The organism is Thermoanaerobaculia bacterium (genome assembly GCA_035593605.1).
GTDB lineage: Bacteria > Acidobacteriota > Thermoanaerobaculia > UBA2201 > DAOSWS01 > DAOSWS01.
The window spans coordinates 1-12,450 of record DAOSWS010000021.1 but is presented as its reverse complement, the minus strand read 5'-3'; the positions used below and the strand labels follow the sequence as shown (position 1 = coordinate 12,450).

General features: G+C 52.8%; 8 protein-coding genes and 1 pseudogene. 5 read left to right on the top strand and 4 right to left on the bottom strand.

Going from position 1 to position 12,450, the window contains the following annotated elements; all coding sequences use genetic code 11:
• The first annotated feature begins 22 nt into the window (after nucleotides 1-22).
• Nucleotides 23-1,381: a tryptophanase gene (locus tag PLD04_10900; GenBank protein ID HXK68843.1), complete on the top strand. Its 1,359-nt coding sequence runs from the start codon at nucleotides 23-25 to the stop codon at nucleotides 1,379-1,381.
• A 9-nt stretch (nucleotides 1,382-1,390) separates the two neighbouring features.
• On the opposite strand, the gene PLD04_10895 is transcribed toward PLD04_10900, so the two are convergent.
• Nucleotides 1,391-2,035: a hemolysin III family protein gene (locus PLD04_10895; GenBank protein HXK68842.1), complete on the bottom strand. Its 645-nt coding sequence runs from the start codon at nucleotides 2,033-2,035 to the stop codon at nucleotides 1,391-1,393.
• Between the two features lie 86 nt (nucleotides 2,036-2,121).
• Between PLD04_10895 and PLD04_10890 the strand changes: the two genes are divergently transcribed.
• Nucleotides 2,122-2,838 (top strand): flavodoxin family protein, encoded by a 717-nt coding sequence (locus PLD04_10890; protein ID HXK68841.1) that lies wholly within the window; start codon nucleotides 2,122-2,124, stop codon nucleotides 2,836-2,838.
• Here the strand turns inward: PLD04_10890 and PLD04_10885 are convergent.
• Both PLD04_10885 and PLD04_10880 read right to left on the bottom strand, forming a co-directional pair.
• On the bottom strand, nucleotides 2,824-5,856 hold the full coding sequence (locus tag PLD04_10885) for an adenylate/guanylate cyclase domain-containing protein (GenBank protein HXK68840.1): 3,033 nt from the start codon (nucleotides 5,854-5,856) through the stop codon (nucleotides 2,824-2,826). The genes PLD04_10890 and PLD04_10885 overlap by 15 nt on opposite strands.
• 73 nt (nucleotides 5,857-5,929) lie before the next feature.
• Nucleotides 5,930-6,772, bottom strand: a complete 843-nt coding sequence (locus PLD04_10880) for a hypothetical protein (protein HXK68839.1) — start codon at nucleotides 6,770-6,772, stop codon at nucleotides 5,930-5,932.
• A gap of 100 nt (nucleotides 6,773-6,872) precedes the next feature.
• On the opposite strand from PLD04_10880, the gene PLD04_10875 reads away from it, so the two are divergent.
• On the top strand, nucleotides 6,873-8,738 hold the full coding sequence (locus PLD04_10875; protein HXK68838.1) for an amino acid permease: 1,866 nt from the start codon (nucleotides 6,873-6,875) through the stop codon (nucleotides 8,736-8,738).
• Nucleotides 8,739-8,932: 194 nt separating this feature from the next.
• On the top strand, nucleotides 8,933-10,813 hold the full coding sequence (locus PLD04_10870) for a hypothetical protein (GenBank protein HXK68837.1): 1,881 nt from the start codon (nucleotides 8,933-8,935) through the stop codon (nucleotides 10,811-10,813).
• A 199-nt stretch (nucleotides 10,814-11,012) separates the two neighbouring features.
• On the opposite strand, the pseudogene PLD04_10865 reads toward PLD04_10870, so the two are convergent.
• Nucleotides 11,013-11,138, bottom strand: a pseudogene (locus PLD04_10865) (IS256 family transposase).
• 254 nt (nucleotides 11,139-11,392) lie between these two features.
• Between PLD04_10865 and PLD04_10860 the strand changes: the two are divergent.
• Nucleotides 11,393-12,334: a hypothetical protein gene (locus PLD04_10860; GenBank protein ID HXK68836.1), complete on the top strand. Its 942-nt coding sequence runs from the start codon at nucleotides 11,393-11,395 to the stop codon at nucleotides 12,332-12,334.
• The last annotated feature ends 116 nt before the right edge of the window (nucleotides 12,335-12,450 follow it).

The following is a 12,450-nucleotide window of genomic DNA, read 5'->3' as shown; positions in this document are numbered from 1 at the left end:
TGATGCGATAGAAGGAGGGAGCATGACCTACGGACCCCCGGAACCCTGGCGGATCAAAACGGTGGAGACGATTTCTCTCGTCCCGGAATCGAAGCGGCCGGACATCCTGACGGCGGCGAAATTCAATGTCTTCCTGATCAAATCCGAGGATATCTTCATTGATCTCCTGACCGACAGCGGTACCTCCGCCATGTCTTCCGAGCAGTGGGCGGCCATCATGCGGGGCGACGAGGCGTACGCCTATGCCCGAAGCTTCATGCGTCTCCGGGATACCGTATCTTCCATTACGGGATTCAAGCACTTTCTGCCGACCCATCAGGGCCGGGCCGCGGAGCATCTGCTCTTCGGTACGATCCTGAAACCGGGAATGATCGTTCCCTCCAACAACCACTTCGACACGACCCGGGGCAACATCGAATCGCTGGGTACCGAAGCCATGGACCTGGTCATCGAGGAGGGACGGGACCCGCAAAACCTTCACCCCTTCAAGGGAAACATGGATACGGAAAAACTGGATCATCTCCTTACGGAGAAGGGGGATCTCGTTCCTATCGTCATGCTCACCGTGACGAACAACACGGGCGGCGGACAGCCCGTCTCCCTGGAAAATATCCGGGCGGTCTCCGCGGTCTGCCGGAAGCATCACAAGCCCCTTTTCTTCGATGCCTGCCGATACGCGGAGAATGCATGGTTCATCAAAAAACGGGAGCCCGGGCAGGAAAACCGGTCGATACGGGAGATCACGCGCGAGATGTTTTCCCTGGTCGATGGCTGTACGATGAGCGCCAAAAAGGACGGCCTTGTCAACATCGGCGGTTTTCTGGCGGGAAATGACGACTCGCTATTCGAAGCCCTGCAGAACCAGCTGATCCTGAAGGAAGGCTTCATCACCTATGGCGGCATGGCCGGCCGCGATCTCGAAGCCCTGGCCGTTGGACTGGATGAAGCGCTGGACGAAGCCTATCTTCAGTACCGGATCGGACAGGTGCGGGATTTCGGCGAAATGATCAAGGCTGTCGGGGTGCCCATTCTGGAACCCACCGGGGGCCACGCGGTCTATGTGGATGCAAGGTCAATGCTGCCCCACATTCCCCAGAGTCAGCTTCCCGCCCAGGCCCTCACCGTGATGCTCTACCTGCGGGGTGCCATCCGGGGCGTGGAGATCGGGAGCGTGATGTTCGGAGAACACGCCGCCATGGAGCTGGTCCGCCTGGCCGTTCCGCGACGGGTCTACACCTACAACCACCTGGCCTTCGTTGCCGAGGCCCTGGAAAGAATCAACAGGGAAAAGGACCGGATTCCGGGATTTGAGATTACCTACCAGCAGAAGCACCTGCGCCATTTTACGGCCCATTTCAAGCCGCTATCTCCCCTCCCGTAACAAGGGGAATCAGGCTCCGCCCGGAACGATATAGAGAAACATCCCGCAGACGTGGGCGGTCGAACCGGCCACGACAAAGAGGTGCCACACCGCGTGGTGGTAGGGCATGCGCTTGAAGGCATAGAAAACAATTCCAACGGTGTAGGCCAGACCGCCCGCGAGGAGCCAGAAGAAAAACCCCGGGGGAACCATGTCCATCATCGGCCGGAATGCTAGAACCACCATCCACCCCATGAGGACGTAGAGGACAACGCGAACCCATCCGTGCCGTCCTCCCAGGCTGAGCTCCACGATGACCCCGATCAGGGCTATTCCCCAGGCCAGGCCGAAAAGGGTCCAGCCCCATGCGCCGCGCAGGACGGTCAGGGTAACCGGGGTATAGGTTCCGGCGATCAGGATAAAGATCATGGAGTGGTCCAGCAGTCGAAAAACCCGCTTTGCCCTGCCGACGGGAATTGCGTGGTAAAGGGTTGAGGTCAGGTAGAGAAGGGTGAGGGCAGCCCCGAAGATGGAAAGACCGGTGATCGACCAGGCATTTCCCCGGAGGCTCGCGAATACGACAAGCAGGACCAGGCCCGTCACGGCACCCAGCACACCCAGTCCATGGGTCAGGGCGTTGGCAATCTCTTCGTTTTTTGTCTGGAGTCGTCTCATATTTTATCCATTGAATTTTTCTATTCCGGACCACCATGTTACCACGGTCGGCACCCCATCCTGCTATACTGATTTCGGGAGGCATAATGAAGATATCCATTGTCAATGGAAGTCCCCGGGGAGAGCTGGGAAATACCCACATCATGGTGCAGGAGTTTACCCGGGGAGCCCGGCGGGCCGGCGCGGAAGTGGAATGGATCTTTCTGACGGGACGGGAAATTGCGGAATGCCGGGGGTGTTTCACCTGCTGGACGAAGACCCCGGAACACTGCATCATCCGCGACGAAATGGACGATCTCATCCCCCGGGTCATGGACGCCGATCTGCTGATCTTTGCCACACCGCTCTATGTAGACAACGTGACCGGCCTGATGAAGACCTTCATGGACCGGATGATTCCTTCCATGGATCCCCATTTCGAAAAGGACGAGCACGGAGAATACCGCCATGTTAAGCGCTGGGAACGCTACCCCCGCCTGGGAGTCATCTCTAACTGCGGGTACCCGGAGCAGAGCCATTTCCAGGTCCTGGAGCTCCTCTTCCGAAGGATCGCACGGAACCTGCACAGTGAAGTTGTGATGGAAATATACCGCGGGGGCGGGGAACTGCTGGGAGCTCGAAGCCTTCTACTCCGACCCTTCCTGGCCCGCTACAAGAAGCATCTGCGCACGGCAGGAGAAGAAGTGGCCAGGACCGGCCGCCTGTCGAAGGAACTGCGGGAACGTCTTGAAAAGCCCCTGATTCCCTACGATCACTACGCCTCGGGGGCCAACAAGCACTGGGACAGCTCAATCCGCTCCTGAAGCCGGTTCCTTTTTCTCCCGCCGGCCTGTCACCCAGTACGTCTTCATCTTTCCCTTTCCCTTCACCTCGATCGTTCCCCTTTCCTCGCAGATGAAGTCCTCCCGGATCAGTTCCCAGGTCGTCTCGGAGATCTGAACCTTCTCGGGCACGCCGTGGGATTCCATCCGGCTCGCGGTGTTGACCGTATCGCCCCATAGATCATAGGCAAATTTTTTCGTACCGATCACGCCCGCCACGACGGGTCCGGAGTGGATGCCGATCCGGACCTTCATGGGAAAGGCCTTGTCCAGGGCCATCGAGGAAAGGGCTCCCTGCATGTCGAGGGCCATCGAAATCACGGCGTGGGCATGATCCTTGCGGGGAACCGGGAGACCGCCCACGACCATGTAGGCGTCCCCGATCGTCTTGATCTTCTCCAGGCCATGGCGCTCCGCCAGCTGATCAAAGGCGGAGAAGATCTCGTTCAGGATCCCCAGGAGAAGAACGGGGGAAATGGACTGCGACAGGGTGGTAAAACCGACAATGTCCGCAAAGAGAACGGTCACCCGGGTAAAGCTGTCCGCAATCACGTTCTGCCCCTGCTTGAGTCGCAGGGCAATGGGTTCGGGGAGGACGTTTAAGAGGAGTTTTTCAGAGGTATGTTTCTCCTCTTCGAGAAGGCTGTAGGCCCGGTCGAGCTTTTCCTTTTCCTCAATGAGATCTCGCGTCCGGGCTTCCACGATCGATTCCAGTTCCCGTTCCCGGGCCCGGATCTTTCGGATTCTCAATCGGTAGGCTCCCATGCCGGAGGCGACAATGCAGACCATGACCAGGGAGAGAAACCACCATGCCCGCCACCAGGGAGGGAGGACCGTAAGTGTAACCGTAGACGGCTCACTCCGGTCTCCCCGGGCTTCAGCGATGAGATGGAAGGTGTACCGGCCGGGGTCCAGGTTGGTATATCGAACGGACTTTACGCGGCCGAGCGGCTTGAAGCTCTGCTCGAAGGGATAGAGATACCCCGACAGCTCAATGCTCTCCGGGTCCCGAAAGGAGAGAACGGAAAGCGTAATTTCCACATCCCTTGCGTCTCCGAAGGAAAGGTCCAGCGCAGCATCGGATGCCAGGAGGGAACGGCTGATCGTGCCGGCGTGGACCGCTCCGATCAGGACCGCAGGCCGGGTGGGGAAAGACGATGCGAGCATGGGTGCATAGCGGCTGATCCCGTTGGAGGCGGAGGCGTACCAGACCTCCCCGTTCAAACCTGCGGTGACGCCGTTGGAGGACGCGACATCGGTACCCAGAATTCCGTTTCGATCGGTAAACTGGCGGAGATTCTTGGAGGACATCGGATCGTAAAGGATCAAACCTTCCAGGGAGCCGACCCAGAGGAGGCCCTCATCGGTCATATCCAGGCTTGGTACGGCCGCCCTGCGGAGCAGGTTGTCCGAAGGGGGCAACAGGAGCCGGGAGGTCGTAAGATCAAGTCCCACGATCCCCCGCGTGGTTCCGAACCACCGGGTTCCCTCGCCTGCGGTCATGTCATAAACGGTATTGCTGGGAAATCCTTTCTCCTCATCCCAGAATGCCAGAACCTCCCCTTCCAGGGTCAGGTGCCAGGCGCCTTTCCCCAGCGTGCAGAGCCAGACACCCCCCGACGCGTCGAGGTGACAGGAGTAGACGGATATTCCCCGGAGGGGTTCGGGGAGGGGGACCGCTGTGAATCCCGATCCATTAAAGCGAAAGATCCCGCTTCGGCCGCAGACAAAGATTTCGTTTCCCAGCACATCGAGATCGTAAAGCCTTCCCAGAGGGGATCCGGAGGCGTCCCGGTATTCGGTAAGATTGTTTCCGTTCAGGCGGAGAATTCGATCGGTGGACACGGCAAAAATCTCCGATCCCCGCAAAGCAAAGTCCCAGTAGTCGATGTGGGAGTCCAGACGCGGATGGGGCTTTTTCACCCGACCATCCTCCCCGATCACCGCCATTCCGGATCTTGATCCGATCCATGTCTCGTTCTGAATTCGTCGAACACAGTAAACAAAGACATCCCGAAACCCCAGGATGTCGGAGCGATAGTTCACCATGGCCGGGGAGGCCACGATATCGAGCCCCTTGTTGGTTCCAAGCCAGAGAACCCCTTCCCGATCCTGAAAGATACAGGTCACCGCGGCCGAAGAAATTCCATCCCTGCGGGACATTCCGGACCAGGTATTTCCCCGGCCGACATGGAGGGTCTGGTCTCCCCCTGAAAGGACGACGGCCAGCGCTTCGTCGGGCCAGAAGCCGCGGATGGGCTGTAACGATCGCAATCCCCTGCTTAGAAACTCTGCCGGCTGGTCGGGTTGACCCAATACGTCTCCTTCCAGGGTATAGAGGCCCTCCGCCGTCGCGATCGCGAAGTGGTTCTTCACCTGCGCAACCTGCCATATCCCTGTACCGGACAGGTACGTCAGAAGCACTTCCGGTCTCTCCTCCGAAAAGCGAACGAGATAGAGGCCCCGGTCGGTGGAAAGCCAGAGCGTGTCGGGGGAAAGGGGCAGAATATGCCGGATTGTATTTGAAGGAAGCCCGTCTTCCGACGTCACGTGCGTGGTCTTCGTGTAATCCCGCACATCACAGCGAAAGAGACCGGAACCGTCGGAGGGGAAATAGATATAGTCCCCGACGGAGGTGATCGCAGGCACGTACCCTGTCGTATCCTGCACCCGGATAAAGGATCTTCCCGATTCGTCCTGGCAGGCCACACCGGAGTTGGTCTGAACCCAGATTCGCCCCTTCCGGTCCTCGGTAATGCCGACGCAGTAATTGGTGTGAAGTCCGTCGTCATCCCGAAAGATTTTCAAATCCATGAAGGCATCGAGGCGGGCAAGTCCCGAGGTCGTCCCCACCCAGATAAATCCCTTGGAGTCCTGAAAGAGGCATGTGATCTGGTTAAAGGGAAGGCCGTCCCGCATGGAGATATTCCGGACGAAGTACTCCTGGGCCACGAGACCCGCTGTCATCAGGATGGTCACCAGCCAGGCGGCAAACTTCATGGAGCCATTATACCCAGAAAAAAACGGCCCGCACCAGAACGGTACGGGCCGAAAGAACGCATCAATTCATCGATCAGTTGATCCCGAAGAGGAAATAGGGATCGCTGGTGGGCTGTCCGTCTCCGATTCTCACGTTGTCGACGATGGAGACGTAGGGGTAGATCGTTCCCCAGTCCCCGGTGAGAACCTCGATCTTGACATACCCGGGAGCATACCCGCTCAGATCGATGTTGGCGGGGTGGTTGATCTGGAACTGCCGGACTTCCTGTTCGATCAGCGTTATGGTTTCCGATCGAAGAAGTGCCCAGCCATCCACCTCACTGCCCAGGTCATTGTAGAGGCTGACCCGAACCTGTGCCGTTCCCCATCCCGTGTTGACCAGACCCACGTTGATTCTGGCCTCGTTGGGATCCAGCGGCACGGGAAAGAGCTGTGATTCCCCGGAACCCATTCCCACGCTGTAGGGCAGGAAGGGCAGGCCCTGGCCGAATCCGGGCTGGAGATCCCCTCTCGCAGCCGACCCGGTGTTGTAGAGACGACCGTTTACGATGACCGGATAGGTGGCATTGAAGTTCAGAATATAGAGCTCACCACTTCCGTAGGGAACATCGCCGATCCAGTCCAGGACACGCGGAATCCGCATGGTTTGACCGGGTGCCAGGTTGACATGGCGATATTTACTGCGCATGACATTATTGGCCCCGTGAACCCAGACCCAGAGTTCGACATCGTTGACAGCACGGGCGGGTGTGCCCGCATCGGTGATGATGACATCGGTCTGCCAGTACGACCCGCCCCCACCTGCAGATTCCGTCGTAACGGGCAAAATCCCCGCCTGGAGCGGTTTCATGCACTGGGCAACGAGCAGTGGGGAGACCATCATCACGAGGATAAAGATACCTTTTACCACTCTCATTCTATCCCTCCTGATTTCAAGTTGGATTCAATCTACCATGGGCCGATTCAGGGTGTCAACGTAAGATCATCGAGCCGGTGGGTTATAATTCCTTCGGAGAATGGAACCACTGAAACGGAAGAAGCCCATGACTTTCCTGGATCTCTTTGTTGTGGCCACGGGGACCACGATTTCAGCCGGTTTCTTTCTCCTTCCCGGACTTGCGGCTCAGAACGCGGGCCCCGCCGTGATTGCCGCCTATTTCCTGGCCGGCCTCCTGGTGATTCCCGCCCTGCTCAGCAAGGCAGAGCTCTCTACCGCCCTCCCCCGTGCCGGCGGCACCTACCATTTTCTGGATCGAAGTCTGGGCCCCATCGCAGGCACCATCGGAGGCTTTGGCGCGTGGTTTGCCCTTATGCTGAAAAGCGGATTCGCCCTGATCGGCTTCGCTGCCTATTTCCTCCTCCTCATACACAACCTGGGATATCACCTCCCCATGAAGCTGATCGTGGTCATTCTCTGCGTCGTTCTGATGATCCTCAATATTTTCGGAAGCCGAACGTCCTTTCGTATCCAGATTCTTGTTGTCGCCGGCGTCCTCGGCGTCATGGTTTTCTTTATCGGGAAGGGAGTACCTTCAATTCATCCGAGCGCCTTTATCCCTGTTCTCCCCCATGGATGGCCTGTTTTCTTCTCCACGATCGGTCTGGTCTTTATTTCCTACTCCGGACTCACCCGGATTGCCAGCATGGCGGTGGATACCCAGGATCCCGAGCGCAGAATTCCCCAGGCCATGTTCGCGGCTCTGGGGACCGTCCTGCTCCTTTATACCCTGGGGGTCACCGTCATGGTTGGTGTCCTCCGTCCTGAACAGCTGATCGGAACCCTCACACCCGCCTCCGATGCGGCCCGAGTCTTTTCCGGACAGATCGGGTACTACGTTGTTGCGGCCGCGGCACTCCTGGCCTGCCTCGCCTGCGCCAACGCCACGCTCTTTTCCGCATCCCGGTATCCCTTTGCCATGTCCCGGGATCGGATTCTTCCCCACAGCCTCCACCGGATCGGCCGTTTCCACACTCCGTCCCACGCGATCCTGGTGACCGGGCTGATTATCATTGTTTTCGTAACAATCTTCGATGTCGTGGAGGTCGCAAAGCTGGCTGGGGCCTTTCAGCTCATGCTCTATGCCGCCGTCAATTTCGCCGTTATCGTCATGAGAGAAAGCGGGATCGAAGATTACTCTCCGGATTTCCGCTGTCCCTTATACCCCTGGGTGCAGATCGCGGGAATCTTCTCAACCATTGCCATCATCCTCCTCATGGGGACTCTGGAGATTCTGGTTTCCATGGGAATCATCGCCGCCGGAAGCCTGTGGTATCTCCTCTATGCCGTTCACCGGGTGCACCGCGTCGGGGCATGGACCCGGATCCTGGACAGGATGAGCGAGAGGGAGGAAACCCACCTCCACCTGATCCGGGAATTGCGGGAAATTCAAAAAGAACGCGGGCTCAAAGAGGGAGATCCCTTTGAAGCCATGGTCATCGAGGCCCCGGTGATCGAAGTCGCCCCCGGGGAAACCTTTGTGGAATTCTTCCGGAAGGTGGGGTTCCACTTTGAGGAAACCCTGGGTTTGGATTCCCAGACGATCTGCGAGGAGTTCCTTCTCCGGAACAAGATCGGGGAGACGCCCGCCGAACGGGGCGTCGCCATACCCCACATGCGCCTGGAAGCCCTGAACGATTTTCACCTTGTCCTCGGCCGCTCCAGGGAGGGGTTGACCCTGCCCGAAACTGAGGAACCGATTCACGTAATCTATGTCCTCCTGGGCGCCCAGGAACATGCCTCGGTCCATATCCGGATCCTGGCCGAGCTTGCTTCCCGCTCCGACCGCGACGGATTCGTAGAGGACTGGCTTAAGGCGAAGGGACCTGAAGACGTAAAAACCCTCCTCCTGGAATTTCCGAAGAAGGAGAAAACTTCCCGATAACAGGATCCGTTACCCGATCCACCATCCTGCACCTTCCCTTCGCACCTAATTTTTTCCGGAATTCAAACTCTGATTATATTGTGCATAACTACGACTTGTTAATAAATCTTGAATGGCTAGGAATATTTAGAAAAAATGGATCTGCGAATTTGACACTTAATTGGCTCATGAATTATGATTAGTTATAAGGAATCATGAAAAAAATATTTATCTTTGTATTCATGCTTTCTATTTTCCATATCCATACCAAATTGGGACATGCATGTGTCGAACAGGCTGGAGCTTGGGGATACGGTTTATCTGAAGCAGTTTCTGCTTTTGGAAATTATGTTTATGCAGGAAGCGGTAGAATGCTATTGGTCCTTGATATAACGGATACTACGAACATCGTAAAAGTCGGAGAAATACTTCTTCCAGATTTTGTAAGGGAAATCGAAATAACCTATCCGTATCTTTTCATTGCAAACGGGGAAGCAGGACTTCGAATCGTTGATGTTAGTAATCCTTCAGTGCCATTCGAGATAGGATTCTTAAACGATAATAGCCTCATAACTGATATAGAGGTTTATGGTGACTATGTTATCCTTGGTGATCTTTATAAAGGTATTAGTATAATAGATGTCAGCGTACCTTCAATTCCCACAGAAATTGGTAATTTTAGCGAAGTTGGGGTCCTCTCAGGATTGGATGTATCAGAAGATACTGTTTACATTGTAGATTCCGGCTATGGTTTACTACGTGTCATTGATATCAGTGAACCTTCCTCTCCTGAGGAAAAAGAATCCTGTTCTTGTGTGTCGTGGAACGGGCCACTTGCAATAACCGGAAATCATGCATATTTAACAGCTTTTTTGGGGATTTCGATTATTGACATAACAAATCGTTACTCACCGACTGAAGTTGGATATATCCATGTTTATGGACGAATCATTGATATTGCCGTATCTGAAGAAAATTTATTCGTAGCTACAGACGAAGATTTATTATGGATATTCGATATCCGTGAACCAACCTCACCAATTGAGATTTCACATTATTATTCACCATCTAATTATTTTCGTTGCAACAAGGTAACAATCCATGAGAATTATGGTTTGGTTGCTGGATACGATATGATCGGTATTTTAGATTTTCAAGATCTTACATCTGTCAATGAATTAGGTAGATATCTAGTTCCAATTGGAGTTTATCAAGTTACAATTTCCGGAGATATTGCCTTCATATGGGATCCCTCCCATGGTCTTCATGGGATTGATATACGGAATCCAGAGGAGACCTTTGAAAGTTGCAGTTTTAATATGCAGCGCGGAGCGGCTAAAATGGCGGTCCAAGGAGACCTAGCATTCATTGTGTATAGAGATTTTGAGTTGATGTATATCCTTGACATCTCCGTTCCAACTAATCCTATAGTAAAAAGTTCTTACCATCTGCCAGGTTATTTACTCGAAGTTAAAGTTTTGAGAAATATAGCATATGTTATGAGTAATACCGAGATCCATATTGTAGATTTTCAAGACGCTTCAAATCCAGTCAAAGTCGGATCTTATATTCCGACAAGCTCCGCAAACCTTACAGCAATGGCCATCTCAGAGGATTACGCTTATGTCCTGGCTGACGAAATCTTTGTGGTCAACATTAGCGATCCTACTCAACCCGTAGAGATCAATCAATTTGATGCGCTACCGAATTATGGTCATTGTATTGCTGCTTCAGGAAATTATCTATACATAGCAGACTATGGCGAAGGAGGATTTCATATTTTGGATACAAGTGATCCTGGAGATATCTGGGAAAGTGATTATTTGGAAATACCAGGATTGGAATGCACAAATATTGCAGTAGAAAACAATTTTGTGTACATCACTGCTTATCCACACGAGCTTGTTGTGATTAACATAAATACATCGAATGATCCACATGTAATTCGGCGGGAAAAAACGACTGGAGATTTACACGACATCTTTATTAATGGAAGCTATGCCTATACTGCCAATGGAAATGCAGGTATGGACATCTTTGATCTATCTGGATGTAAAAACAGAAGTCATTCTCGTCCCTTCAATTTTGAAGACTAAAATAGGGAATCCAGTCACTAATTGATTCGTTTGTCCATCTAATTTCATTCCTCTTTTACACGGCCTTTCCGGAGTCGCGGAGGGTGATCAGGGTACTGTCAATAATCTTGCGCACTTTTATGGAGAGTAGTCCATAGCGAGCGGGGATGCGAAGTGGAGCGTAGCGGAACGGAGCCTTCCCCGCACTCTCATCTGTGTGTTATGCGCCTGTTTGAACCATCACCTCCTTTTCGATGTCATACAGATGCTTCATATTCATGTACCGATGGGTACCCCACCGGGTCGAAGCCACATGCCGTAAGCGGGCTGTGGCTAACATTGCAGCGTCCAATAATGTTTGTCCGGTTTTAGCCTTCGTCATGATCTCATGAAATCAAAATACTCCTGGATGAGAGCATCCTGTAACCCGACAGATTTCCCCTCCTTGTAATGGATAAGCAGGGCTCGACGGAAGTTTTTGAAACTGTTACTATGCTGGTACGAAATGATGAAAAAATACCCTGACGTGTTAACCGATTTCGAGGCAGAAAAGTGGACAAATCAATAAGGCACTACAATGATGGTTACCAAGGAGGAGTCATGAAAAAATTATTGACCATCATGTTATTGCTCATAACAACTTCACTCATGGCAGGGTGGAAGTGGGTACAATTGGAGACGAATAACGCACCTGTCATAGAGGGCTTTTGGCATCTTGCTTTTGACCCAAGCATTGGAAAGATAATTCTAGTTTTCCAAAAAGACGATTATTTAACATATGAGACCTGGACATTTGATGGAGAAAACTGGAAGTATGTGTGTACAGATACAAGAAGCCAGTGCTTGTATGAGATCCCAGGTGGACTTGTTTTTGATGAGAACCTGGGTAGAATGACAGACTATAACATATGTCAAATTAGTCAGTGGGAACGCGGTATAAGACTATTTGAACAGAGTAACGATTATTGCTGGAAAAGCAGAAGTTCATTTTCAGGGACAGGAGCTTTTTGTGCAACTTACGATAGTAATAGAGAACGTACAGTTATATTAGGTTCACTACCGGACATGCTATCTGTTATCGAATATGATGGACAGAATTTCTCACAGATACCGTTAAACGATTGGTTCCCACCAAATGGATATCTGGCGTTTGATCATGCAAGGGGAAAAACAATATTTTTTGGACATCGCAATATCTATGATCTCACTGAGACTTTAGAGTGGGATGGCTTGATTTGGGATAAAATAGATGCTCCTTTACCATCAGAACTTAAGGAAAGTGATTATGGCCCCTTGTCTTACTATCCAAAAGCGGAAGGCACTGTAGCAGTTATACCTATAAAAGCGACATTGTTGTATAAAAATCAGGATTGGTGTTTACTATTTGGTGCTGATGAGACTCCTGGTGTAATTTCTTTAGTTTATTTCCCACCATTTGATGGGGTGCTAGGGTTTTCTGTTCGATTTGGGTATCAAATCACTACATCATTGCTAAAATACAGCCGTGGGCACAGAAGACCATTTGATAAATCTGATGAATAAGGCGGATAATTCCGGGACAGTTTACTAAATTAATTATTTTCTAACTACCAGGTTCACCCGATACTACACGGCCTTTCCGGAGTCGCGGAGGGTGATCAGGTCTTCGGGGAAGGGAT

Excerpts from the sequence above, each read along its gene's own strand:
- PLD04_10885 (HXK68840.1), bottom strand. The coding sequence starts at position 5,856 with ATGAAGTTTGCCGCCTGGCTGGTGACCATCCTGATGACAGCGGGTCTC.
- PLD04_10880 (HXK68839.1), bottom strand. The coding sequence starts at position 6,772 with ATGAGAGTGGTAAAAGGTATCTTTATCCTCGTGATGATGGTCTCCCCA.
- PLD04_10875 (HXK68838.1), top strand. The coding sequence starts at position 6,873 with ATGGAACCACTGAAACGGAAGAAGCCCATGACTTTCCTGGATCTCTTT.
- PLD04_10890 (HXK68841.1), top strand. The coding sequence starts at position 2,122 with ATGAAGATATCCATTGTCAATGGAAGTCCCCGGGGAGAGCTGGGAAAT.
- PLD04_10895 (HXK68842.1), bottom strand. The coding sequence starts at position 2,035 with ATGAGACGACTCCAGACAAAAAACGAAGAGATTGCCAACGCCCTGACC.
- PLD04_10860 (HXK68836.1), top strand. The coding sequence starts at position 11,393 with ATGAAAAAATTATTGACCATCATGTTATTGCTCATAACAACTTCACTC.
- PLD04_10870 (HXK68837.1), top strand. The coding sequence starts at position 8,933 with ATGAAAAAAATATTTATCTTTGTATTCATGCTTTCTATTTTCCATATC.
- PLD04_10900 (HXK68843.1), top strand. The coding sequence starts at position 23 with ATGACCTACGGACCCCCGGAACCCTGGCGGATCAAAACGGTGGAGACG.